Raw genomic sequence first — 25,179 nt, 5'->3', positions numbered from 1 at the left:
TAAGCCTAGCCGAAGCATTAATCCTGCTTCTCCAGCATTTCCTTAACAGTTGTCGCCAACTGTTTGAGTGAGAATGGCTTTGGCAGGAAACCAAACTTGGCATCGGCTGGAAGATTGCGTGCAAATGCATCCTCCGCATAACCTGATACGAAGATGAACTTGATTTCGGGATAAGTCTTGCGCAGTTCGCGCAGCAGCGTCGGGCCATCCATTTCAGGCATAACTACGTCCGATACGACGATATCCACCTCACCGCCAAGTTCGGCCATGACCTCAAGCGCTTCGACACCGGACGCTGCTTCGTGAACGGTATATCCGCGCGACTGAAGTGCACGCACGCCGCCCATACGGACCGCATCCTCGTCTTCCACCAGGAGTACCGTTGCCGAACCGGAAAGGTCGGTCGCTTTCTCGACCTTCTTTTCCTTCACAACGACTGGCGCATCATCAGCGCGTTTTTCCTCGATAAGACGCGGCAGGAATATCTTGAACGTCGTGCCTTTTCCAACTTCGGAGTCGCAGTAGATGAAGCCACCCGTCTGCTTGATAATGCCATAGACCATCGACAGACCAAGCCCGGTGCCCTTACCCACTTCCTTCGTCGTAAAGAACGGCTCGAAAATCTTTTCAAGCACGTCCGCAGGAATACCCGTTCCGGTATCCTCAACTTCGAAGACCACATAATCCGCTTCCGGCAGATCACGATAATGAAGCTTTGCGGCTTCCTGCGTCGACACGTTACGCGTACGCAACGTGATTGCACCGCCTTCCGGCATGGCGTCGCGTGCATTGACTGCCAGATTGACGGCAACCTGCTCGAACTGTCCGAGATCGGCCTTGACCGGCCAGAGATCGCGTCCATGATCGATCTTCAGCTCGATATCCTTGCCGACGAGACGTGCCAGCAGCATCCTCAGGTCTGCCAGAACGTCGGTCAGATCGAGCACTTCCGGACGAAGCGTCTGACGACGCGAGAACGCCAGCAACTGACGCACAAGCGAGGCCGCGCGATTGGCGTTCTGCTTGATGTTCATGATGTCCGGGAAGGACGGATCGGATGCGCGATGGTTCGTCAGCAGCAGATCCGACGACATGATGATCGCCGTCAGAACATTGTTGAAGTCATGCGCAATGCCGCCGGCGAGCTGGCCGACGGCCTGCATCTTCTGGCTCTGTGCCATCTGGTTTTCGAGAGCTTTCTGCTCGGTCGTCTCGACAGCCGAAATAATCGCTGCCTCTTCGGCGCGTTCGCCACCAAGATCGGTTACCGGGCTCATGTAAAAGCGGATATGTCGCTCTTCATTCCCCGGCAAAACCGTATCGACAGGCGAAATGCTCGCCTGCCCGGCGAAAGCGGCTGCAAGTGCCCTGTTGAAAGTCTCTCGGTCGCGCTCGTGCACGACGATCTCAAGCTTTGCATTGCCATCGATCGCATCACGATCGACAACCGGAGCGAAAATATCGAGGAAGCGCGCATTGGTGCGCAATATATGTCCAGCGGAATCAACCGCGGCGATGGCCATCGGAGCCGAGTTGAAGAAACGCGTGAAGCGTACTTCGGCGGAGCGCAGCGCCATCGATGAATCTTCACCCTCCGCACGATCCAGAACGATAGTACGGCTCGTACCGCGTGTTCCATCACGCGCGGCCTGAACACGGTGATAGAAGCGAACAGCGAGGCTCTGTCCGTTCCGCTTGATAAGGTCAAGATCAATGACAGTGTTACGGCTCGTGCCCGGCTCGGCTTTCACCGCCTTGATGAGCGCCATCCCGCTGCCTGCCACGATATCGTTGAGTGTCAACGATCCCGGCGTGAACTGGGTCAGATCGACGCCAAGCCATTCCGCAAGCGTCGCATTGAGATAGATGATCCGACCCGAAGGATCAGCGGAAAAGAAGCCCGCCGGTGCATGGTCAAGGTGATTGATGGCTTCCTGCAGTTCCTGAAAGAAACGCTCCTGCTCCGCGCGCTCATCGGAAATATCGGCGATCTGCCAGGCAACGAGCGGGCTTTTGAATTCCTGCCCCGCCTCGATGGGACGTGCCTTGATGCGATACCAGACCGGAGCCAGCGAACCATGAGCTTCACGAGAAAGACCGCCGGAAAGCCGTACTTCCTCCTGTGCCGACAGACCATCGCGAACGGCATTCGTCAGGCGGTAAATGGCATCGGACGCTGCCGGTTCAGCCGTCAACACATTATCAAGTGAGCGAACGCCTTCGGCATTAGCTACTCCGGTCATGGCAGCATAAGCCTGATTGGCATAAACAATCTGGCCGCGCGCATCGGAAATAACCGTTCCTTCCGGCTGGGAATCCATGAAGGAATGCGCGAGATCCTGTTCGCCGTTCTTCTGACTGAATTGAATGAGGCCAGTTGCAGCACCGAAAAGATAGAAGACGCCGACCATCGACAGAATGCCCATGAGAACGAGGGCAAATCCGTCTCCCAACCGGTCGCGAAACACAAAATAGGCAATTGCGGCGACGGTCAGCAAAATGCCAACGATCAATAGGCGAAGGGCACCACTGCGATTGCGCTTGGGCATTACGAGCGGTTTCGGGTAAGCGTTGTCCGTCTGTCGCGACATCAAGCCTGCTGCCCTTTCATGTTGCGTGGCTCGGTATCAACAGGCACCAGGATGCCATGTGCTTTTTCGATCAGCCAAGACGTCATTTCAATCATCCGCATATCCGATTTTCTCGAATGCATTTTCTGCGCAGTCTAGCCATCGCGTGGGTACGCGCAGCCAATATGTCAGGGTATATCCGATTCGCAGAATGCTTTAATCGGCGAGCAGTACAAGCATTGCTGCACTGAAACGGTGCAAATTGGACTTTTTTGCACTGTTTTGCCTGGGGATCATATATTTCCCGCATTTCCAAGAAACATTCCCAAGGCATAGAAATTCAATTACTGTACCAAACATGTGATGATGCGGAGTGTCGGGGGAAACGCAGTCTCCATTCGTCGCAGGTTTTTCGTTTATTGTATAAGAGGGTATCCGCATGAAGGAATGGCTCAGCGGCATCGTTGGAGAGAGCGCGGCTAATATTGTCGGCTTTATCCTAATATTTGCGATCATTCTTGGCGGAATTTTCGTTGTTCTCAGTATCATTCGTCGTTTCAGCGGCGGTACCTTCGTCTCCAACGGGCGTACACGGCAGCCCCGTCTTTCGGTGATGGATGCGGCGGCGGTGGACAGCCGACGCAAGCTTGTTCTTATCCGCCGTGACGATGTGGAACACCTGCTGCTCATCGGCGGACCAACCGACGTCGTGGTGGAACAGAATATAGTCATGGAATCGCGTGCCCACGCGCGCGTGCAAGCTTCACGCATAGAGCCAGAGCACATTGAACGCTTCAAACAGCACGAAGCAACACTGACCAATGAAAAGGCGGAGCGCCCTGCTCTTCCACTGCAAACACCACAGGCCGAAGAGAAGGACGAAGCGATCCAGATCACGTCCGCAATTGAAACACCGACTTATCGCAAGCCTGAGCCAGTACGAGAAGAGCCTGCTCAGCAGACTGTTGCGCCTGTACGTGTTCCGCCACAGGCTCCGACGGCACCCATCCCACCGCGTTCACCTGTTGAGCCGAAATCCGTTCAGCCGGTCCAGCCTCGACCGCAACAACCACGCCCGGCGCCCAACTATCCGCCACAACCCCGCACCGTATTGCCGCCCCGTCCCGCTCAAGCTCAACCGCAGTCAACCCGTGCCCACCCGGCCTATCCGTTGAGCCAGGTTTCACGCGGCGTTCTGAGTTCGACCTCTTCCGGAGCGACTGCCGCCGCCGGTGTTGCCACCGCATCGGTTGCTTCTGCAAATCTCGGCAGCATCGTTCCCGAGCGTGAAACAACGGTCACGGACAAAACTCCCTCGGTCGACGTGACCGAGCCCACGGTCTCCTCGACTGCTGCACCTGCGTTCAGCACTCCTTCGGAACCGAAGCGCGTGGAGCCCGAAATCACGGTTGCCGAGCTAAAACCGGTAGAATCCGAAGCGGTTACAGCCGAAACGCCAGGCGATGATCTGGCCGACCTCGGCGACGCGTTACACAGCTCGATCACTGCGGACGTCAATTCGGAAAGCGTCGCGAGCGATGAAGCCAAGGATGCTATCTCGTTTGACGCAGAGTTCTTCGAAAATGAACTTCTGAGTTCACTTGATATTTCTGCTACGGACGATGCCGTTGAAGACAAAGCCAAGGATGATATCGAAGATGAAATGGAAAAACTTCTCGGTGAATTGACCAAGGATGAAATTCGCAGAAGCTGAGCTCCCAGCCAATGTACATCTCGATAAAAAATAGGCTGCGGAAACCGCAGCCTATAATTTTTTTAAACTGTCTTGAAACTTAGTCGTCGCGATAGACTTTTTCACGACGCTCATGACGTTCCTGCGCTTCGATAGATAGCGTAGCGATCGGACGCGCATCAAGCCGCTTCAAGCTGATAGGTTCTCCCGTTTCCTCGCAGAAGCCGTAGGTTCCTTCATCAATACGGCTCAGGGCCGCGTCGATTTTGGAGATCAGTTTGCGCTGTCTGTCGCGAGCACGTAGCTCAATTGCCCGATCCGTTTCGGAGGATGCCCTGTCCGCCAGGTCCGGGTGGTTTGCATTTTCCTGCTGTAGCGCTTCAAGCGTTTCACGCGCTTCTCGCAGAATATCATTCTTCCACGCGATCAGTTTCGCGCGGAAGTAAGACTTCTGCCGCTCATTCATGAACGGCTCGTCTTCAGTGGGCCTATAGTCAAGGTCAATCAATTCACTCATTCTGAATTACCCCACATCTAGGAGACGCGAGCGGTTATATAGTTCCATAGCAACAAGGACACAACATCAAACAACCGTATCCCACTACTTTTTAGTGCATCAATTTTGTATGATTTTGCATCAAAATTATGCAGTTTAAAAATGCATGGGAATAGTTGCTCTTTGAACTTTCACAATAACTTCAATCTATTGCTAATAAAGTGGGTACATTTTTCACTTACAGATACCATCAGCCTGCGGCAGCATAACGAGCCTATTAATTAGGCAGGTGCCCGCTGTAAATAATGCTGACAGACATCAAAAAATCGGGAGAATGGGCTTCTGGACTGCTCAATTGCGCTCCAATTATGGCCGGAAATGCTCTCTAAACACAGCTTGGAACGTTACAGATGAGTCGTTTACTTCTCCTAAGACATGCCAAAGCCGCATGGGCAAAACCCGGAATGAAGGATTTCGACCGCCCTCTAGATCAGGAAGGGAAAGCTTCGCTTGACCGGCTTGCAAGGACAATGAAGTCAATCAACCTATATCCTGATCGGGTGGTTCTTTCCGGTTCGTGTAGAACGAGAGAAACCGCGTTCGGTATTATTGAACGTTTGGGTGTGGAGGTCGAAACCATAATCGATGATACCATCTATAGCGGAGGGGCAGCTGACTATATGCGAGCCATACGTGAACATGGCGATGTGCCGACGCTGATGCTCGTGGGACACAATCCCAGCATAGAAGATCTGGCGCTGGCCTTATGTGGCGATGGTAACAGGGATGGTCTCTTGAAGCTCCGTGCAGGTTTTCCCACTGCCGCACTGGCAAATATTACGTTTCCTGCTTCACTGGGCGAACTCGAACGTGGAGCAAGCTATCTCGAAAGCTTTATGCTGCCTCAGTAGATTTTCCGTAAGTGCACCAACATTCCTTGCCAAGACCGCAGACGCGCCCCTATCTATACCGCTGACAGATCAATGATTTCGACGAGGGTTAATTGGCTAAGCTGACAAGTATTGGCGACGAAGCGAAGATCGCACTCGATACACTGGCAGATCGTGCGACCGGGCTTTTGTCTCCATCATTGCGGCTCGGCGTGACTGGTTTGTCACGTGCCGGCAAGACGGTCTTCATCACAGCCCTCGTTCACAACATGTTGCATGGTGGCAGGCTTCCGATGTTTGAAGCCTATACATCGGGCCGCATTTCACGCGCGCTGCTTGAGCCGCAGCCCGATGATGCAGTCCCCCGCTTTCAGTATGAAGAGCACCTGTCGGCGTTGATCGATGAGCGTATCTGGCCGGACTCCACTCGCGCCATCTCGCAATTGCGCCTGACAATCGAATATGAATCCGCTTCTGCCTGGGGACGTTGGCTGTCGCCCGGCAAGCTGTCGGTTGATATCGTCGACTATCCCGGAGAATGGCTGCTGGATCTGCCTTTGCTTGGCAAATCCTATGCCGAATTCAGTGCGGATTCTTTTGCTCTGGCCCATGAACCGACGCATAGGGATTTGGCTCAGGAGTGGATCGCCGAAACTTCTCTCGTCACACCTTCCGAGAAAGCAGACGAACTGACCGCACAGCGACTGGCAAAGAGCTTCACGGCTTATTTGCGTGCAGGAAAAGCCGATGAACGCGCTTTATCGACCTTGCCGCCAGGACGCTTTCTAATGCCGGGCGACCTCGAAGGGTCACCGGCACTGACATTCGCCCCGCTTCCCGACCTGAAACCGGACGATCTGAAGGCTGGCTCTCTGGGCGCAATGATGGAACGGCGCTACGAAGCCTATAAAACCTATGTCATCAAGCCATTCTTTCGCGAACATATTGCGCGGCTCGACCGGCAAATCGTGCTTATCGATGCCATGCAGGCAATGAATGCAGGTGGCGCAGTCGTCACTGATCTGGAACGGGCACTCACCGATATCCTGTCCTGCTTCCGGCCGGGACGCTCAAACCTGCTGACTGGCCTGATCCAGCGCCGGATCGGGCGTATCCTTGTTGCGGCAACGAAAGCCGACCATCTGCATCATGAAAGTCATGACCGTCTGCAAGCCATCGTGCGCCGTCTCGTGGAACGGGCTATAGAGCGCGCCGATTTTTCCGGTGCCGATATTGATGTTCTCGCAATGGCTGCAGTTCGGGCCACCCGTGAGGCAACCGTGACACAAGGCAAGGAAACCCTGCCCGTCATCGTCGGTACACCGCTGAAAGGCGAAAGGATCGACGGTGAAGTGTTCGATGGCGAAACCGAAACAGCTATATTTCCCGGTGATTTACCGAAGAATCCCAATGCGATCTTTGAAAAGTCTTTTGCGCAGGGTGATCCGGCCATCCGTTTTGTCCGTTTTCGTCCGCCCCGGCTAGAGCGTACCACTGAAGGCATAACGCTTTCCCTGCCCCATATAAGGCTGGATCGCGCCCTGCAGTTTTTGATTGGGGATCGTCTCGCATGATAGAGAAGGCACCACGCAAACCAGCATCATTTACGGTGAACCAGCCCTCAGTCCGTCCTGAAACAGTGGACGAGCCGCCGCGCCGCCCTCGTGCAGTGCGGGACCTCGACGCCGTTATCTCCCAACCGGATGTCTTCGCATTGAGCGAAGACGAGGCGGCAGAACTAGAAATCCTTGATCCGTCGTTTGAAGCGCCTGAACGCAAGGGCTGGTCGCTTAGCAGAATACTTTTCGGTGCACTCGGCATACTTGTTTCTTTCGCCGTTGGCATCTGGACCGAAGACCTTATCCGGGCGCTATTTTCCCGTGCGGATTGGCTAGGCTGGACCGCATTGGGTGTTGCTATAATTGCGCTTACCGCCTTTATCGCCATCATCGTTCGCGAACTTGTCGCATTGCGTCGCCTCGCGTCCGTGCAGCACCTTCGCAAAGACGCCGCAGATGCAGCAGAACGCGATGATATGGCGGCAGCCAGAAAAGCAGTGGACGCGTTGCGCTCAATTGCGGCGGGCTTGCCCGAGACAGCGCGCGGGCGGCAGCTTCTGGACGGTTTGACAAATGATATTATTGACGGGCGGAATCTGATCCAGCTTGCCGAAACGGAAATCCTTCGTCCTCTTGACCGTGAAGCGCGCGTACTCATTTTGAATGCTTCAAAACGCGTTTCGATTGTCACAGCAATCAGCCCGCGCGCGCTCGTCGATATCGGCTATGTCATTTTTGAATCAGCGCGGCTGATCCGTCGGCTTTCACAACTTTACGGCGGCCGCCCCGGAACACTTGGCTTTCTGAAGCTCGCACGCCGGGTTATTGCTCATCTGGCCGTAACCGGAACACTAGCCATGGGGGACAGCGTGATCCAGCAGTTGGTAGGACACGGTCTTGCCTCCCGGCTGTCGGCCAAGCTCGGTGAAGGTGTGGTCAACGGGCTCATGACGGCACGCATCGGGATTGCGGCCATGGATGTGGTGCGTCCATTTCCATTCAATGCGGAAAAGCGCCCCGGAATCGGAGACTTTATCGGCGACCTTGCGAGGATAAGTGGTGAACGAACCGATAAAAAGCGTCCTGGAAAATAGCGGTTTATTTCCGAAGCATTAACCATTCGCGACGATTATGTGCAGATAGAAATCCGCGCCAGAATCGAGCGATCCGGTGTATCGGCACACTCCCCCTGAACCCGTGCCCTTCTCCATCGATCGGCTTATGGCAATGTCGGAAAATCCGACAGTTTGCGAGGCGCGACCAGCTTTTGGTCGTGACATGCTTAAAAACAACGATTAGGAATGACGTCCGATCAAGGTCGTGAATCCGGGACAGAGCTGAATATGAAGAATTGCATCGCCGCCTGCCTGACGCTGCTGCCCGTGTCATTTTCCGCCGCGCCGGTTCTGGCCGCTGACAAGGACAAGCAGTTCTTTCAAACGATCGAAGGCCAATGGTCTGGCCCGGGCGAAATCGTCGCCGGAAAATACAAAGGCACGAAATTCGTCTGTAATCTCGCCGGATCAACACCGGAAGAAGATGTCGGCATGACGCTTGACGGTACCTGCCGCGTTGGCGTCTTTTCGCAGCCTATGAAGGCCACCGTAACGCGTGTCGGCTCCGCTTATTCAGGCAAGTTCAACGACGGCGCAGCGGGCAAAGGCCTTGACGTGACGTCAGGTTCCGTCAGTGGCAACAAGGTTGTTTTCGGCCTGAACCGCAAACAGTTGAACGGTGCCATGCTGGCCCGCGTTTCCGATCAGAACACGATGAATGTGACGGTTTCCGTTCGCGTCGACAAGGAACTGGTTCCGGTCATAGGCATGAGCCTGAAGCGTGTGGATAATATCGCAGTCGGCAGCATCGCGAAGAACTGACAAAAGCTCTGGAGCAGTTCTCGTTAGACTGCGTCTTCGGAACTGCTCTAACTATTTGTTTAGTCGCATTTTTGCTGGAACTGCTCTACTCTCGCCACCAGCCCGCGTCCGTGCGGGCTTTTTCTATTCCGACTTGTTCTATCCCAGTATTCCAATCCGCGATCGTTTTGCCTGCAATTTTGAGAGATGGCGCAATATCGTTCAAGGGCACGAGAACGAAAGCCCGCTCATGCATGCGTGGATGCGGAAGTTGGAGAGCTGTATCATTCATGACGACGGCTTTTCCCACCTCGTCCTGCATCGCCAGTAAATCGATATCGATGATACGCGGACCCCATCGCTCGATCCTAACGCGCTTCAACGAGTGCTCCACATCGAGACAGGTCGCAATCAGCTCTAATGGCTGCAACGTGGTTTCGATTTCTGCACATGCGTTGTGAAACGACGCCTGATCTGTCTTGCCCCATGGGGGCGTGCGATAGACAGCCGAGACAGCCCCGATATTTGTGTCGGCCCTTTCGTCCAATAAGCGTAAGGCTTTGCCCATAGACGCAACGGGATCATCGATATTTCCGCCAAGCCCCAGCCAGGCGCGATAAAGGCCGCCTGCTTTCACTGTGGATAAACCACGGTCACTTCAACATGGTCCAGCACTCCTGGAACAGGTGCATTCGGCTTGCGAACCGTAATTTCTGCGCGCTTTACCTGCGGAAACCGGGCGGTCAGTGCCTTCGCCACGTCGAGAGCCAGCGTTTCGATCAGATAGCGCTGACGACCGGTGATGATGTCTTCAATGACAGCAAAGGCGATACCGTAATGCACAGTACCATCGATATCATCATTCTCCAGCGCATTGCCCGGATCGACATCAAGAATAGCATCGACGTAGAAACGCTGACCGAGCTTGTGCTCTTCATCGAAAACGCCGTGGTGCGCGAAGAATGCGCAATTCATCATTCGGATCGTGTACACGGCTTTACTTTCTATTTTCACTGCGTCTGGATTGCAGGATATCATCTGCAACGGCAAGTGCATCTCTATTAAAAGCGACATTGTGAACACGGAAGATGTCGGCACCTGCCAAACGCAGTGCGACAGACGTTGCCGCAGTTCCTATGTCGCGGTCGAGCGGATTGTCCCTGCCCGTCATGCCGCCGATAAAACGTTTCCGCGACGTGCCGACGAGTAACGGGAATCCAAACTTCTGCAATTCATCTGCTCTGGCCAACAGTGCAACATCCTCATCCTTATTCTTGCCGAAGCCAAAACCGGGATCGAGCACGATGCGGGATTCTTCAATGCCAGCCTTTTTCGCTATATCCAGCGAAACATTCAGGAACGAGAACTGATCTTCGATGACATCGGCGAGAACGGGTCGATCCCTGCTGGTATGCATGATGACCAGTCCTGCGCCGGCTGTTTTGGCAATATCGGCGATTTCAGGCTCTCGTTGCAGCCCCCAGACATCATTGACGATATGAGCTCCGGCTTTGACCGCAGCCTGCGCAGTTACAGCACGGTAAGTGTCTATGGAGATGATGCAATCGTATTTCTTCACCAATGTTTCGATAACAGGAACAACGCGTTTGATTTCCGTTTCGGAGTCGATCGCAGCAGCTCCGGGGCGGGTCGATTCTCCGCCAACATCGATGATCGTCGCTCCATCGGCGAGCATTTGACCGGCTACTTCTATGGCCTTTTCCAGCTCATTGTGGTGGCCGCCGTCGGAAAAAGAGTCTGGCGTGATATTCAATATGCCCATGATCACGGACTTTTCCCCCAGGCGAAGGCTTCTTCCATGAGCAACGTGCCATTCTTTCGTCATAGCGAAATGTTCCTGTGCCATTTCCTGGGGGCATTTCCCTAGGCCATTTCATTGTGGCGAGGTTGCAACCAACCTCGCCTGAAGTCATTTTGTGAAGGGCGTTATAGTTCTCTTGACGATTGCATGCCATGCTCGCGGCAATAAAAAGCGAATTTCTTACTGGTTTTAGAAAGAGGTGCCAGGACATGAATTTGAGGAAGAAGGTTCTGGCTCTCAGTGCAGTTCTTGCCATCGTAGCTCCGCAAGCGGAAGCCGCCGCGATCTTTCGCGAATTCAACTATTATACCGTAAGTGGCAAAACGGCAGCAGACCTCGACAGGGCTCTTTCCCGTAATGGGCCCTTCCTCAAGAAGACTGGCCAGCACCACCCCGGCGCCGCCGAAATCCGTTTCGATGCCAAGGTACGTTATGGCCGCGCGCCTGGAAAAGCCTGCAAAGTGCAGGACGTTTACGTGAACGTTCACGCAAAGGTTTCCCTGCCTCGCTGGAAACAGCGCCGCAAGGCAACGCCGGAACTGGCGTTGATCTGGGATACGTTGTTGCAGGACATTCGCCGTCACGAAGAAAGCCACATCGTGATTGCGCGCAGCTTTGCAAGCCAGATGGAACGGGAAATACGTGGACTGCGCACCCGCACAGATTGTTCTGTGCTTCGCACTGACATCGACAAAGTCACTGCACGCCTTATGGAAGCGCATGACAAGGAACAGCAAAGGTTTGATCGGGTTGAGACGATCAATTTCGAAAACCGCTTTGCGCGCTTGCTGACCTATCGCATGGAACGCGCCCAGCAGGCTTCCAAATGAAGCAACGAGACTAGTGGTCTGATTCCGACATTTGCTCGGCGCTCATATCCGAGGGATGCAAATGTCGGAATCAGACCACTAGTGCAATTCTCGGCGTATAGCCTGCGTCATCAATGCGGCTTCATGAAACCCTGACAGAATGAGTTTCAGCTTGCCCGGATAGTGGCAGGCATCGCCGATAGCATAGACCTTCGGACTTGAAGTTCTGAAGGTCTCGGGGCTCACAGCCAGCATGTTACCCGTCTTAATGAAAGAAAGCTCGGCCAGCGGGTCTGGACGGATGACCTGTCCGTCTCCGTTGAACGCACCAAGACCGGATGCAATCACCACTGCGCGCGCTTTAAGCTTGTCACCATTACCAATGCCAACGGTCACGCCGTCGTCATCGACTGCGATGCTGGCCGCTATCTTGTTGAAATGAAAAACGGGATTATACGGCTCGATCTGCCTGAGAAGCCGTTCTACGAGTTCCCCGCCCATGATTTCGGGAAAACCAGGCACGTCGTAAATCGGCTTGTCGGCATAGAGCGCCGTACATTGACCACCAGGCCGATCACTGGCATCGATGAGATGGCACCTGAACCCGAACAGCCCAAGCTGAAAAACGGAGAAAAGTGCGACAGGCCCGCAGCCGATAATGACAATATCATTATGCGGTTCTACGCCCATCGCATCACCATTTCTTCAACAATTTAGTTCTGGCGCTCAGGCACCTGCACGACGAGGCCTTCAAGGTCATCCGACACGCGGATTTGGCATGAAAGGCGCGAGGTAGGGCGAACTTCATAGGCGAAGTCCAGCATATCCTCTTCCATCGCGTCGGGGCCACCGACAGTGTCGCTCCAGTCTTCATCAACATAGACATGGCAGGTTGCGCAAGCGCAGGCACCGCCGCATTCCGCATCGATGCCCGGAATGCCATTGCGAATGGCTGCTTCCATCACACTTGACCCGTTATCGGCTTCGACCTCGGTCCGTGTCGCGCCATCAGCTGATACGAATACGATCTTCGTCATTTTCATTCCTTGAAACACGCAAATTCCGCGCGATCTTCATCTTTGGCGTTCGTCGCCGTCCCGGCTGAAAAACGCAAATAAACTCGGAATGGCAGATACGGCGTTCTGCAAATAGTTTCAACCTTGACCGCACCCAAGCAGGCAACTGCGCCAATATGCCGTGCATCAGTTGAGAGTTTGGGCCCCTGCCAAACCTGACAGTTGCGCCCGAAATCGGAAAACCCTTCCTTGTCGTCTGCGGAAAGTGCATCATATGATGTGATTGAGGGAGAATGAGGAATGACGGAAAGAATCCCGCGCCCAGCTCATACAACTAGTAAATGATAATTATGACTCCGGACACTCTATGCGAGCGTTTTTGTTAATAAACTCGTAGAGTATTGTCGGATGATGGAAACAGCCTCGACCGATTTCCACAACTTGCTGGTAAATGTGGAAAGCCCGGAAATGTCGAATTTTCATGAATTGAGCCGCTTTCCGTTAACCTTGTATTTAAAGTTTTAGGTATCGGCAGAAGTCGCCTATTTCCTTAACAAGCCCGAGCCGATACGATGCAAAATGGCGGAGAAAGTTTTGTAACGGCCTTTTTATGGTCCGGCCGTCGCAGTAATGAGTACGAGGTAGGCAAACAATGGCTTCCAAATCCAAGGCACAGAAGCTCGACCTTGAGGTTGAAAAGGCACTGGAACAGGCACTCGATATCGATTTCGGTGACGATCTTGATATCGATATGGACTTGAGTGCATTCGATGGTGGCTTCTCAGTCGACGATCTGGAAGAGCAGATTTCGCGTGCTGCTGAAGAGCTGGTTGCCGAACAGAAGACCAAAACAGTCGAACCGGCTGCCGTCTCCCCTGTTGAAACTGCTGCGAAAGTAGCCACCATCACCACTGCTTCAGTGATTGCAACGCCTGCAGCGCCTCCGGTCCCGCCGGTCGTGAAAGCTGCCGGGCCAGTTTCGCAAGCTACAGTCAGCGTTCAGCACAAGCCTGCCAACACGTCGAAGGTCGCAACGCCTGCACCCGAACCAGTTGTTAGCAAGCCTGTTGCCGCTGCAACTGTTGCGACCGCCGCCAACGCTGCATCCCCTACCTTCACGCCGGCAAATGATGATTCCCGCAGTGAAAAAGCGATCATCGCCGCTCCGCGCCGCGCGACTGAAAACTCCTCGAAGCTTTTCTGGACCACAACTGCAATCAGCGTGCTGTGGGCCGCTGGCGGCGTTGCACTGAGCAAGGCCATCAATCCCGATGTCTTCTCGACCTTGCAGGCCACCAAGGACTTCTTCACTTCACCTGCCGGTCTCGGCGTCGTCGCAGGCATTGCACTGCCAGTCGCAATGTTCTGGGGTTTCGCGCAGCTCGTGAAGCGTGCGCAGGAAATGCATACGGCAGCGCGCAGCATGTCGGAAGCTGCCATGCGGCTGCTCCAGCCGGAAGCTGTATCCGGTGATCGCGTTTCAACCCTTGGACAGGCTGTGCGCCGCGAAGTCGCCGCCATGAACGAAGGCATCGAACGCACTTTGGCGCGGGCCGTCGAGCTGGAAACGCTCGTTCAGTCGGAAGTCAATCAGCTTGAACGCGCCTATAGCGACAATGAAGTTCGTATCCGTTCGCTCGTCAGCGATCTCGGCAACGAACGCGAAGCTGTTGTCAGCCATGCCGAGCGTGTGCGTTCATCGATCTCTGGAGCGCATGAACAGCTTAAGGAAGAACTTTCGAGTGCTTCCAACATCATCCGCGACAACGTTCTCTCTGCATCTCAGCAGTTGAGCACCCTGCTCAGCGAATCTGGTGAGCGCCTGATCGGCAGCATTAATGATAGCGGCGGCGCTATTGCCGAAGCCATTGAAACCCGTACGGGCGACATCGGTTCACGCATCACGACTTCGGGCGAAGCCTTCGCAAACCTGCTCGATACGCGCATTGCGACGCTCGATGAACAGTCGCGCACTGTATCGGATCGCCTGTCGGAAGCTCTCGACGAACGCACTACCGGCATTGCCAATCTGCTGGGCGGTGCAACGCAGTCCATGGTCAGCGAATTCGATACTCGTCTTGCCAACCTCGAAAGCACCCTCTCCGAGCGTGGCCGGTCGCTTCTGTCTGAGTTCGAGGCCCGTGCGCATGCTCTCGACAGCAGCACCGAAAAACTCAATGCAGCTCTCGAAACCCGCTCGCGCCAGATCAACGAAAACCTCATCGCTCGTACTCGCGAAATCGCAGAAACCTTCTCCAGCGGTCGTACGTCTCTGAGCACGATGATTGATGAAACCAAGACGAAGATCGGCGAAGATCTGACCTCTATCGGTGAGAGCGTAGGCAACATTCTTGGCGAGAAGGCCGATGCCTTTGCAGGCAAGCTTGCTGAAAGCCGCGATGTACTCGCTGCGTCGCTGGAAGGCGAAACGGAACGCGTTTCCTCCGTCATCCGCGGCCATGCCGATACGCTTGCTGCACGCACGAGCGACATCGAAAATGCGGTCAATGCCAGTGCATCTGCCCTCAACTCGGTTGCCGACAATCATGCGGCAATTCTGGAAGAGCGGACCAACGCACTGCGCCAGACGATGGAAAGCCACTCAGCATTGCTCGATACGAGCTTTGCAGACCACGCCCGCTCTCTGGAAGAACGTGCAACCACGCTTCACGGCGTCATCGCTGGCAATCAGGCCATGCTTGCTCAACTGATGGATGAGCGCACTGCTGCAATGCGCGATAACTTCAATGAAAACCGTGAAGTTCTTGCCCGTACGTTCGATGAACGCGTGAATTCGCTGCAGGCGCTTATCGCTGATAACCAGGACACGCTCGCACGTATTCTCGACGAACGCGCAAGCAGTATGAATGAATCCATCGGCGCTGGTCGCGATGCATTCGTCGCCGCCCTTGGCGAACACGTCCGTCAGGTCGAAGAGCGTACAAGTGGCCTCCACGCTGTCCTGAACGATCACAACAATGCCCTCTCCGGCATTCTGGACGGACACGAACGCACTATTGAAACCCGTGCTGCCGAAATTCGTTCGACGTTGAGCGACAGCACAGCATCACTGAGCCAGACGTTGCAGGATCACAGCGACATTCTGGAACAGCGCACAACCAACCTGCATAATGCAATCACCGACAGCAGCTCGACCATCAGCCGCGCGTTCGAAGGCCAGACCGGCATTATCGAAGAACGCACGCAGACGATGGAAAAGGCCCTCACCATCGGCGTCGACAATGTTCGTCGTGCACTTGAACAGAGCGCTGGCATCGTCGCTGGAACGCTGCGCGAGAAGATTGGCGAAGCCGCCAGCACGCTTTCGGCTGAAGCAGCCAAGGCTGGTGAAGCTCTGGACGGTTTCGGCGAAGCATTCAGTGCCCGCCTGATCGACAACCTGTCTGGTACCGAAGCTCGTCTCGGCGACCGCGCCGATGCGATTGCCGGTCGTCTTGGCGAGATCGAAAGCCGTCTCACCGGCGAGCTTGGCTCGATTGAAGCCCGAATCGCGAACACGGCAAGCAGAACGAGTGAAACGCTTGCTGGCCATAGCGAAGCCTTTGCTGCGAGCGTTGCCGACAATCTGGCTGGTACCGAAACCCGCCTCAATGAGCGCGCCAGCGCCATCGCCAGCGGTCTTGAAGCAATCGAAAACCGCCTCACCGGCGAACTTAGCTCAATTGAAGCCCGGATCGCAGATACGGCATCCAAGACGAGCGAAACGCTTGCAGGTCATAGCGAGTCGTTCTCGGCCAGCGTTGCCGACAATCTCGCTGGTACCGAAACGCGTCTTGCAGAACGCGCTGATGCGATTGCAACGCGTCTGGGTGATATCGGTTCACGCATCACGATGGAACTCGGTTCTGTCGAGGCACGTATTGCACAGGTAACCGACACCACAGCCGTTACGCTGGAAGAGCGCACTCGCGAACTCAATGCCGTTCTCGCCGCCCGCTCGCAGGAAATCACCAAGATTCTCAACGATACGGCAGAACCGCTTGTACAGCGGCTGGCTGATAGCGGTCGTGGACTGGCACAGCAGCTTGAAGAAGCAACCCACGCTGCTACTGACAGACTTCGTTCGGAAAATGCCGCTCTGGTCAATGCACTTGCAAGCCGCACGGCAGAAACAATTGCCGCTGTTCAGCAGGCCAAGACCGGTCTCTCCGACAATGTTAGCGAGCTGATCGACCGCCTTGCTGCGTCGAACGGCGAACTGGGCAAGCTGATCGATGCCGCAACGCGCAATCTCACGGATATCGATGGTCGTCTCGTAGACACGACTTCCAGCTTCGTTGAGAACACCAATCGTGCGGCGCAGATGTTCCAGGCTTCCACCGGTCTGATCGACAACAATATCGGTACTTTGCGCGCACTCTCCGACAGTACGCTGTCGCAGATCGCAGACATTGCCGACCGCTTCGAAGAGCACGGAAAGGTTCTCTCCTCGGCTTCCGACATGATCAATACTGCCCAGAACGGCCTCGTCAGCACGCTTGAAGATCGCCATCAGGCGCTCGACAAACTGGCATCGGGCCTGGTCGAGAAGTCGGAAGGCGTCGAAAAGCTGATGCAGTCCTTCGAGGAGCTGGTGACTTCTGCTTTCCAGCGCGCCGAAGGTCAGACCCGTTCGTCTGCCGAGAAGATGCGCGAAAGCGTTTCGGAAATCGTCGAGCAGGCTGCACAGAAGTTTTCCGCGGCAACAGACGATATCCGCCGTACCGCAAGCGAAATCCGCAACGAGCTCAACACGACCCGTGGCGAGTTGAAGCGCGGTGTTCTCGACATGCCTGCAGAAGCCAAAGAAACCACGTCTGCAATGCGCAAGGCCGTGAGCGAACAGATCAACGCGCTCAAGGAACTGGCTGAGATCGTCAACAAGTCCGGTCGTCTGGTGGATGTTGGCGAAAGCCGTGCAGATCGTCCGGTTTCGCGTCCGGCGCCGGTTGCACCTCGCCCGGCTCCAGTTCACGCACCGGTGGCCCAGACAGATGTTGTAATCCGTCAGCGCGCCGCCTACGATGCGCCAAAGGCTCAACCTGCTCCGGCAGCCACGCAGCCGGAAAAACCGCGCGGATGGGTGTCCGATCTCCTTGCCCGCGCCTCCCGCGAGGAGGAAGAAGCAGCCCAGCCAAAGGCTCAGCCGACCGCGACGCCTCGTTCACCGAGCCACGTTGTTGAATCACTGAATTCGCTTTCGGTGGATATTGCTCGCGCTATCGACCACGAAGCTTCGGTGGAGCTTTGGGACCGTTACCGTCGCGGTGAACGGAATGTCTTTACCCGTCGTCTCTACACGCTGAAGGGTCAGCAGACCTTTGACGATATCAAGCGCAAGTATCAGACGGATGGTGAATTCCGCCGCGCTGTCGACCGCTATATGGACGACTTCCAGCGTCTGCTTGAAGATGTAGCCCGCAATGACCGTGATAACATGGTAACGCGGACTTATCTGACGTCAGATACGGGCAAGGTCTACACCATGCTTGCTCACGCAAGCGGTCGCCTTCGCTAAGACTATAATTCACAAAAACGCGGCCTGAGGGCCGCGTTTTTGTTTGTTCAGTCGTAAATGAATAGCAATAGCTCCAGAGCGGTTCCGGTTAATACGAAGCCAAAAAAGCGCTCTATCTGTTCGTTTATAGGCGTTATCCAACGCAAAACCGCTTCGCACTTCTGCTGGAAATGCTCTAATCAATAAAAAAGGCCGGCGAACATCGCCGACCCTCCGAGGCTTTAATATTGTGCGGTTTATAGCGCCGTTACTGTCCAGCTGACAATTTCGCTAGCTGTCCGCTCAAAAGCTGCATCGAGCGCTTTCACGTAGGCTGCATTCGTTGTCCCGTTTACCTGGATAGCCGTACGGAACACACGAGTTGCACGGACTTCACCATTCTTGTCGTTCATCAGCTTTACGGCCAGTTCAACCACGGCGAGCTTAGGCGACGCGTAAGCCTGAATTCCGAACATACGCAAATCGGTCAGTATCTGATAATTGATCGCCAGCCCATCTCCCGGACGACCAATTCCGCCAAACACGCCAGTATTTTCATAAGCCTGAACCAGACGTGACTGCACGATGTTCGTCAGCCTGTCGCCCCATTGGGCGCCCTTTAGATATTCAATGGAGCCAGGTGCGGAGCTGACGACAATATTCTCGCTATCGAGCGCCTTGAGAGCCGTTGGCGTCGGAACCAGCAACTGTGTGCTCTTACGGCTTGGCGAAGATATGCCAGGTTGCGGTGCCGACAGATTGAATGTGTCAAGCGGTGTTGTCGTCCCGCAGCCAGCAAGGAGCAGGCCAATAAGAACCGGAACTGTGCGACGAGCGGCGCGAGGTGATCTCATCTCAATATGACTGACTCTGGAAATCAATGGCGTGTCCTCCCGTCATATTTCGGTACATTCCCCTGACCGCCGAAGATCAGGCGCTGGGGATTGCGCTCAAGATCAGTAATTGCCTGTTCTATGCGCTGTATGGAACGACGGCTGTCCACGACGACGGATTGCACATCACGCAGCCCCTGTCCTGAAAAACGCTGGAGATTATCCGCAATCGGCCCCAACCGCTTGTCGAGATTGTCTGACGTTTGACGGATAGATTCCAGTGTTGCCTTCGCTTGTGCAACAACGCCATCCTTGTCGTCACTCGACAGAAGCTTGTCAGTCTTCGCCAGAATGTCATCCACACGCACGGAAGCAGCGTTCAAACGCGCCATCATATCCTTGGCGTCAGTGACGATCTGGTTGATGTTTCCGGTGTTCTCGCCGAGTTCTTCTATAATGTTGGCGTTCTTCGCCAGCGCGTCCGTGAAGGTCTTCGTATTGTTGATTGTATCCGTCAGTGGTCCACGAGCATCCTTCACAAAGCCTTCCAGCTGACCGAGCACTGAATTTGCACGTGCGGCGATATCCTGCGCAGTAGCAAGGAGATTGTTGACGGCAGATGGATCGGCATCGATACGGGCAACCGTATCCTCCTTTGCGGCCTCGGTTAGAAGATTGGGTTCATCGAGGCGCCCCCCCTTCAGTTCAATATAAGCCTGCCCCGTCAGCCCCTGAAAACCGAGAGTTGCTGCGGTTGAGCGGGTAATAGGCGTCGTCGCGTTGACGCGCGTTTTGACGATCACCATTTCCGGATTGGTCTCATCAAGATGCAGCGCCCGAACATCGCCAACCTTGATACCGTTAAACAGGACCTGACTTCCGATCGAGAGGCCGGTAACAGAACCCGGGATACGAACATCGAGCTCCAGAGAATCGCGTGCTTCCCCGAAACGGGCGATCCAGAACACGAATGCGAAAGCCAACAGGCTGACGATCAGCGTAAACACACCCACCAGTACGTAATTGGCTTTAGTTTCCATATCTTATCCAGTCTGCAAGCGGCTGCCGGGCCGCCGTCTCGTTGGCGCTGATGGATCGATCTGGCGCGCACGCTTGCCCCGAAAATAGGATTTAACCCACGGATCGTCCACCGTCAGCATGTCTTCAATGGTGCCGCTGACGAGTACTTTCTTGTTTCCAAGAACGGCAATCCGGTCGCAAATTGCAAAAAGACTATCGAGATCATGGGTGACCATATAGACGGTCAGACCCATCGTATCCCGCAGATTGGCAATCAGGTCGTCAAACTCTGCAGCACCGATGGGATCGAGACCCGATGTCGGCTCATCAAGAAACAGAATATCCGGATCCAGGGCCAGCGCACGCGCAAGCGCGGCACGCTTGATCATGCCGCCGGACAATTCAGACGGAAATTTTTCTGCCGTGTCAGGCTTCAAACCGACAAGATCGATTTTAAGTCGCGCCAGCTCGTCCATCAGCTTCGGGGACAGATCGAGATATTCACGCATCGGAACCTGAATGTTTTCGAGAACATTCAGTGCCGAGAATAATGCGCCGTGCTGGAACAGGACGCCCATACGCATGTCGATGGACATTTTTTCCAGTTCATTCAGCTGATCGATGTTGCGGCCGAGAATCTCGATCTCACCCGACTGTTTCTTGTTGAGACCGAGAATGGTCCGCATCAAAACGGATTTGCCCGATCCGGAGGGACCGATGAAGCCAAGAACCTCGCCCTGGTAAATCTCAAGCGACAGCTTGTCGAGCACTGTCTGTCGCCCGAACGAAACCGTCACGTCGCGCACCGAGATCATCGGCACGGCCGTCTGGCGATTGTCTTCGTCCTGCGGTTGCGACCGGTGGTCGATGCCGTTCTCCATAACCATTCTTTAACCGAGCTTGGCTTCGGACTGAACCGTTGAACATGATTGAAGGGTCAATTTTCTGTGCAACTGTGTCTCAAAGAACCCATTAAAAACAAAGAACATAAGTCGTTTCTAAAAATTGATTGCCGCATAGAACATCGCGAACATACCATCCACGACAATAACGACAAAAATGGCTTTAACAACAGAAGCCGTGACGCGGCGACCAAGCGATTCTGCACTGCCACCGACCTTCATGCCTTCTACTGAAGCGAGGATACCAATAATCATTGCCATGAACGGAGCTTTGATAAGGCCCGCAAAATAAGTGTTCAAAGCGACTGCATCGTGCAAACGGCTGATGAAAGCATCAGGTGAAATATTGGAATAGAACCATGCGACGCCGCCTGCCCCGATCAGCGCAGCCAGGTCGGAAATGATGGTGAGCAATGGCAGGACTATGACTAGTGCTACAAGACGGGGAAAAACCAGAACACCTACCGGATTGAGGCCGATAACCGTTAGAGCATCCGTTTCCTCACGCATTTTCATGGAGCCGATTTCGGCTGTGATCGCGCTACCTGAACGGCCGGCAATCATGATCGCTGTCAGTAGCACTCCGAGTTCGCGCAACACCAAAATACCGACCAGATCGACAACAAAGATTTCCGCACCGAAATAGCGCAACTGAAATGCACCCTGTTGGGCGATGATCGCGCCAACGATCGTCGACATCAGAATGATGATGGGAATCGCGCCGACGCCCATACGGTCCATCTGTGTAACGATGGCGGCAATGGGGATCCCGCTTCCGCGTCCGTATTTCAGCTGAGCTCCGCGGATGGTGGCACCCAGGATATGCATAGCCATCTTGAAGTCGTTACCCATCGAGATAACGCCACCGCCAAGCGCGGCCAAAAACGAAATGAAAAAGAAAGGCTTTTTCTGACGTGGAATATCCAGAGTGCGCTCTACAGCCTGCCCCACTTCCTCCATTAGAGGAAGCCAGGATTGACGCACCCCCTCAAGCTGGGCTTCCGTGTTCTTTGCAACAAGACGCTGCCGCAAGCGTTCAATTAGCCAAGCACCTGCTGTATCTAGACCGGATATGGCAGAAACATCGATGATTGTTGCTTTGTGCTCGTCCGTTCTCTCAAGGTCGCGCATTTTGTCGTCAACAAGATTGACGCTCTGCGACACCCAACGACCGCTTAACCGGATATGGCGCGCACCGTCTTGCTCCGCCCAATCAATCTTTGGCGCAGGATTGTCGGTAACTCTTGCTTTGTCGGCAGTGTCGGTCAACATGGCCTACCTCATATACGAGTCGTTGAACGACCGAAATACTGCGTCCCAGAGGGCATCTCTATGCACAATACCTTGAATATCATCGTCGAACGCTATCCCATCGCCGGAAAATTCACAATCTCCAGAGGCTCCAAGACGGAAGCCGCTGTTGTTGTGTGCGTGATTGGCAACGGTCTCCATCAAGGGCGCGGCGAATGCGTTCCATATGCACGCTACGGCGAAAGCATTGAAAGCGTGAGTACCCAGATTGAAGCTGCTCGCTCTGCCATCGAAGCTGGTGCCACGCGGCAGGATATCCAGACTTTGATGCCAGCTGGCGCTGCTCGCAACGCGATTGATTGTGCTTTTTGGGATCTGGAAGCAAAGACGTCGGGCAGAAGCGTTGCTGAAATGCTCGGTATACCAACCCGTCCGCTTGAAACCGCTATCACCGTTTCGCTCGGCACGGCTACCGAAATGGCGGAATCGGCAGCGAAGGTCGCTCACTATCCACTCATCAAGGTCAAGATGGGCGGTGAAAACGATATTGAAAAAATCCACGCAGTCACCAGGGCAGCTCCGAATAGCCGCATCATCATCGATGCAAACGAAGGCTGGACGGCAGACAATATAGCAGAGAACATGCGTGCGGCAGCTGACGCAGGCGTGGTACTTATCGAACAACCGCTGCCGTCAGACAACGATCATATTCTCAGAAAAATTGAGCGTCCCGTCACCATTTGCGCCGACGAAAGCGTTCATACGGCGGTTGGCCTGGAGGAACTTGCCAGGCGTTATGACGCCATCAATGTAAAGCTTGATAAGGCTGGCGGGCTGACCGAGGGACTTGTCATGCGAGACAAAGCAATTAATCTCGGTCTTCAAATCATGGTCGGCTGTATGGTCGGCACGTCGCTCGGCATGGCACCTGCAGTTCTGCTTGCCCAGAAAGCTAATGTGGTTGACCTTGATGGCCCTTTGCTGCTCGCCCATGATCGCGAGCCAGGACTGCGCTATGACGGCGCAATGGTTTATCCACCGGAAGCCGCAGTCTGGGGCTGACCTGTACGCCGAAAGCCCTCGCTCGCAGTTTCGTGGATTGGAGCGAGAGCATCCTCAAAAATATCAGCACAAGCATCCCAGGTGAATTGTTTGAGAACTTGCCCGGGTTCAAATGGCTCCATTTGCAGAGCGGCAAGACATGCCTCCCCGAGATTTTCGGAGAGAACACCCGCACCGGTTGCGCCAACAACATCCCGCGATCCTGGGACCGGGTACGCCGCAACCGGTAAACCGGAGGCTATCGCTTCAAGCAAAACGAGACCAAAGGTGTCAGTACGGCTCGGGAAAACAAACACATCAGCCGCAGCATACGTTTTGGCCAACGCCTCGCCTTCACGTTTCCCAACAAACACTGCCTCTGGAAACCGCATCTGCAAGTCTTTGAGGGAAGGACCATCTCCGACGATCAGCTTTGTGCCGGGAAGATCAAGTTCCAAAAACGCCGGTAGGTTCTTTTCTGCGGCAACACGTCCGACGCAGATGAATACTGGTCGGGGCATATCCTTGGTTACCTCGGGTCGAGGATAAAATAATGTACGATCAACACCTCTTGTCCAGAGGTCCAGCCGTATAAAGCCTCGCGCTTTGAGATCATCGAGAATAGATTGGGTTGGTACCAGCGTGTGCTGAGCAGCATTATGAAAACGCTGCAAAAATGCATAGGTCCAGTGTGGCGGGATGGGAAAACGTTCTTCCAGATACTCTGGAAACCGCGTGTGAAAGCTTGTCGTGAAAGACCAATCCATTTTCAGGCAGGCACGTCGTGCCATGAACCCCAGCGGCCCCTCAGTTGCGATGTGCACAAAATCCGGGCTCAAAGTTGTCAAGCGCCGTCTTAAGGCACCTGGCGTCGTCAACGCGAGGCGGATCTCTGGATAAGTGGGACATGGAACCGATCTATAATCGAGCGGCGATATGACTGTGACGTCGTATCCGCGCTCAATCATCAGATCACGACATTTGGTCAGCGTGCGTACGACGCCGTTGACTTGAGGATGCCAGGCGTCGGTGACGATGACGATTTTCTTCATTAGCGGAAGGCCGCCAGTTCACGAGCTGGGCGGGGAAGCTGGATCACCCTGCCCTCGTCAGGCTCTTCGCCATCGGAGTTGACACTCCCTGTTGTCGAGCGGCGATCACGGCGTTCGGTCCACTTGATAAGTTCCATCCGACCATCGAAATGTTCGATCACGGCCGTACAGCTTTCCACCCAGTCGCCAGTATTGATGTACTCGACGCCATTCATACTTTCGATTGTAGCGTGATGGATATGGCCGCAGATTACACCATTGACCCCGATACGTTGAGCTTCTTCCGAAACCACATTTTCAAACTGACCGATGAAATTAACTGCTTTTTTGACGCGGAATTTTGCCCAAGCCGAAAATGACCAGTAGCGTAGACCGAACAGCGAGCGCACACGGCTCATAACCGTATTTATCCAGATCGCCGTATCGTAGGCCCAATCGCCCAGATAAGCGATAAAGCGTGCATTGCGCACCACCACGTCAAACTGATCGCCATGAATAACGAGAAACTTGCGGCCATCTGCTGTTTCGTGGATAGCCCGGTTCATGACTTCGATGCCGCCGAAGTGCGTTCCTTGGAAATTTCGCAGGAACTCGTCGTGATTACCCGCGATGTAGATGATATTGGCGCCCTTCCGGCTTTTGCGGAGCAGTTTCTGGACTACGTCATTGTGTTCTTGAGGCCAATGCCAGTTGCGCCGCAGACGCCAGCCATCGACAATATCCCCTACGAGATAAATCGTCTCAGCTTCATGATAACGGAGAAAATCCAAAAGTAATTCGGCCTGTGCGGCCTTGGAACCAAGATGGACATCCGAGATAAACAGGGTTCGGAGTTTTCTGGGTTGTGGAGCGTCCGTGCTCATTGGGTTGTC

21 protein-coding genes are annotated in these 25,179 nt (G+C 54.5%); 8 read left to right on the top strand and 13 right to left on the bottom strand.

Annotated features, from left to right (window positions below; all coding sequences use genetic code 11):
- Positions 1-17: 17 nt before the first annotated feature.
- Positions 18-2,591 (bottom strand): cell cycle histidine kinase CckA, encoded by a 2,574-nt coding sequence (gene cckA / locus HWX93_RS10335; protein WP_176037323.1) that lies wholly within the window; start codon positions 2,589-2,591, stop codon positions 18-20.
- Between the two features lie 418 nt (positions 2,592-3,009).
- Here cckA and HWX93_RS10330 point away from each other — a divergent pair, with 418 nt between their 5' ends.
- Positions 3,010-4,284, top strand: coding sequence for a flagellar biosynthetic protein FliO (locus tag HWX93_RS10330; protein ID WP_176037322.1), 1,275 nt, complete (start codon positions 3,010-3,012; stop codon positions 4,282-4,284).
- A 79-nt stretch (positions 4,285-4,363) separates the two neighbouring features.
- On the opposite strand, the gene dksA is transcribed toward HWX93_RS10330, so the two are convergent.
- The gene (gene dksA / locus HWX93_RS10325) at positions 4,364-4,780 is read right to left on the bottom strand and encodes an RNA polymerase-binding protein DksA (protein ID WP_006466858.1); all 417 of its coding nucleotides are present in this window, start codon (positions 4,778-4,780) and stop codon (positions 4,364-4,366) included.
- Between the two features lie 389 nt (positions 4,781-5,169).
- Here dksA and HWX93_RS10320 point away from each other — a divergent pair, with 389 nt between their 5' ends.
- The 4 genes from HWX93_RS10320 to HWX93_RS10305 all read left to right on the top strand — a co-directional run bounded on the left by HWX93_RS10320 (position 5,170) and on the right by HWX93_RS10305 (position 9,085).
- The gene (locus tag HWX93_RS10320; protein ID WP_176037321.1) at positions 5,170-5,670 is read left to right on the top strand and encodes a SixA phosphatase family protein; all 501 of its coding nucleotides are present in this window, start codon (positions 5,170-5,172) and stop codon (positions 5,668-5,670) included.
- Between the two features lie 92 nt (positions 5,671-5,762).
- Positions 5,763-7,223 carry a YcjX family protein gene (locus HWX93_RS10315; RefSeq protein WP_176037320.1) on the top strand — a complete coding sequence of 487 codons (1,461 nt, stop codon included), beginning with the start codon at positions 5,763-5,765 and terminating at the stop codon, positions 7,221-7,223.
- Positions 7,220-8,302 (top strand): YcjF family protein, encoded by a 1,083-nt coding sequence (locus HWX93_RS10310; protein WP_176037319.1) that lies wholly within the window; start codon positions 7,220-7,222, stop codon positions 8,300-8,302. The genes HWX93_RS10315 and HWX93_RS10310 overlap by 4 nt, the downstream gene beginning before the upstream one ends.
- Positions 8,303-8,551: 249 nt before the next feature.
- The gene (locus HWX93_RS10305) at positions 8,552-9,085 is read left to right on the top strand and encodes a hypothetical protein (protein ID WP_176037318.1); all 534 of its coding nucleotides are present in this window, start codon (positions 8,552-8,554) and stop codon (positions 9,083-9,085) included.
- Positions 9,086-9,170: 85 nt separating this feature from the next.
- On the opposite strand, the gene folK is transcribed toward HWX93_RS10305, so the two are convergent.
- From folK to folP, 3 genes are all read right to left on the bottom strand, one after another.
- Entirely contained in the window at positions 9,171-9,632 is a 462-nt protein-coding gene (gene folK / locus HWX93_RS10300) for a 2-amino-4-hydroxy-6-hydroxymethyldihydropteridine diphosphokinase (RefSeq protein ID WP_235969101.1), read from the bottom strand.
- Positions 9,633-9,697: 65 nt separating this feature from the next.
- Positions 9,698-10,057: a dihydroneopterin aldolase gene (gene folB / locus HWX93_RS10295; RefSeq protein WP_061346273.1), complete on the bottom strand. Its 360-nt coding sequence runs from the start codon at positions 10,055-10,057 to the stop codon at positions 9,698-9,700.
- A 4-nt stretch (positions 10,058-10,061) separates the two neighbouring features.
- On the bottom strand, positions 10,062-10,910 hold the full coding sequence (folP, locus tag HWX93_RS10290; protein ID WP_176037316.1) for a dihydropteroate synthase: 849 nt from the start codon (positions 10,908-10,910) through the stop codon (positions 10,062-10,064).
- Positions 10,911-11,095: 185 nt separating this feature from the next.
- Here folP and HWX93_RS10285 point away from each other — a divergent pair, with 185 nt between their 5' ends.
- Positions 11,096-11,716 carry a DUF922 domain-containing Zn-dependent protease gene (locus HWX93_RS10285; protein ID WP_109988158.1) on the top strand — a complete coding sequence of 207 codons (621 nt, stop codon included), beginning with the start codon at positions 11,096-11,098 and terminating at the stop codon, positions 11,714-11,716.
- A gap of 78 nt (positions 11,717-11,794) precedes the next feature.
- Here HWX93_RS10285 and HWX93_RS10280 read toward each other — a convergent pair whose 3' ends face one another.
- Positions 11,795-12,385, bottom strand: a complete 591-nt coding sequence (locus tag HWX93_RS10280; RefSeq protein WP_176037315.1) for an FAD-dependent oxidoreductase — start codon at positions 12,383-12,385, stop codon at positions 11,795-11,797.
- Between the two features lie 23 nt (positions 12,386-12,408).
- On the bottom strand, positions 12,409-12,732 hold the full coding sequence (locus HWX93_RS10275; RefSeq protein WP_061346270.1) for a 2Fe-2S iron-sulfur cluster-binding protein: 324 nt from the start codon (positions 12,730-12,732) through the stop codon (positions 12,409-12,411).
- 631 nt (positions 12,733-13,363) lie between these two features.
- Here HWX93_RS10275 and HWX93_RS10270 point away from each other — a divergent pair.
- On the top strand, positions 13,364-18,229 hold the full coding sequence (locus HWX93_RS10270; RefSeq protein WP_176037314.1) for a kinesin: 4,866 nt from the start codon (positions 13,364-13,366) through the stop codon (positions 18,227-18,229).
- A 236-nt stretch (positions 18,230-18,465) separates the two neighbouring features.
- On the opposite strand, the gene HWX93_RS10265 is transcribed toward HWX93_RS10270, so the two are convergent.
- The 4 genes from HWX93_RS10265 to HWX93_RS10250 all read right to left on the bottom strand — a co-directional run bounded on the left by HWX93_RS10265 (position 18,466) and on the right by HWX93_RS10250 (position 22,235).
- Positions 18,466-19,062, bottom strand: a complete 597-nt coding sequence (locus tag HWX93_RS10265) for an ABC-type transport auxiliary lipoprotein family protein (RefSeq protein ID WP_419190841.1) — start codon at positions 19,060-19,062, stop codon at positions 18,466-18,468.
- Positions 19,063-19,085: 23 nt separating this feature from the next.
- Positions 19,086-20,081 carry an MlaD family protein gene (locus HWX93_RS10260; RefSeq protein WP_109988162.1) on the bottom strand — a complete coding sequence of 332 codons (996 nt, stop codon included), beginning with the start codon at positions 20,079-20,081 and terminating at the stop codon, positions 19,086-19,088.
- A gap of 3 nt (positions 20,082-20,084) precedes the next feature.
- Positions 20,085-20,948, bottom strand: coding sequence for an ABC transporter ATP-binding protein (locus HWX93_RS10255; protein WP_109988163.1), 864 nt, complete (start codon positions 20,946-20,948; stop codon positions 20,085-20,087).
- A gap of 111 nt (positions 20,949-21,059) precedes the next feature.
- The gene (locus tag HWX93_RS10250) at positions 21,060-22,235 is read right to left on the bottom strand and encodes an ABC transporter permease (RefSeq protein ID WP_176037313.1); all 1,176 of its coding nucleotides are present in this window, start codon (positions 22,233-22,235) and stop codon (positions 21,060-21,062) included.
- Between the two features lie 60 nt (positions 22,236-22,295).
- On the opposite strand from HWX93_RS10250, the gene dgcA reads away from it, so the two are divergent.
- Complete coding sequence (gene dgcA / locus HWX93_RS10245; RefSeq protein ID WP_176037312.1) at positions 22,296-23,276, top strand: N-acetyl-D-Glu racemase DgcA; 981 nt, start codon at positions 22,296-22,298, stop codon at positions 23,274-23,276.
- Here the strand turns inward: dgcA and HWX93_RS10240 are convergent.
- Positions 23,246-24,307 carry a glycosyltransferase family 4 protein gene (locus HWX93_RS10240; protein ID WP_176037311.1) on the bottom strand — a complete coding sequence of 354 codons (1,062 nt, stop codon included), beginning with the start codon at positions 24,305-24,307 and terminating at the stop codon, positions 23,246-23,248. The two genes, dgcA and HWX93_RS10240, sit on opposite strands and share 31 nt — an antisense overlap.
- Positions 24,307-25,170 (bottom strand): UDP-2,3-diacylglucosamine diphosphatase, encoded by an 864-nt coding sequence (locus HWX93_RS10235; RefSeq protein WP_109988167.1) that lies wholly within the window; start codon positions 25,168-25,170, stop codon positions 24,307-24,309. Before HWX93_RS10235 ends, HWX93_RS10240 begins: the two co-directional genes overlap by 1 nt.
- Between the last annotated feature and the right edge of the window lie 9 nt (positions 25,171-25,179).

Origin of the sequence: Brucella tritici (assembly GCF_902825325.1) — a bacterium.
GTDB lineage: Bacteria > Pseudomonadota > Alphaproteobacteria > Rhizobiales > Rhizobiaceae > Brucella.
This window is presented reverse-complemented; position numbering and strand designations above follow the sequence as displayed.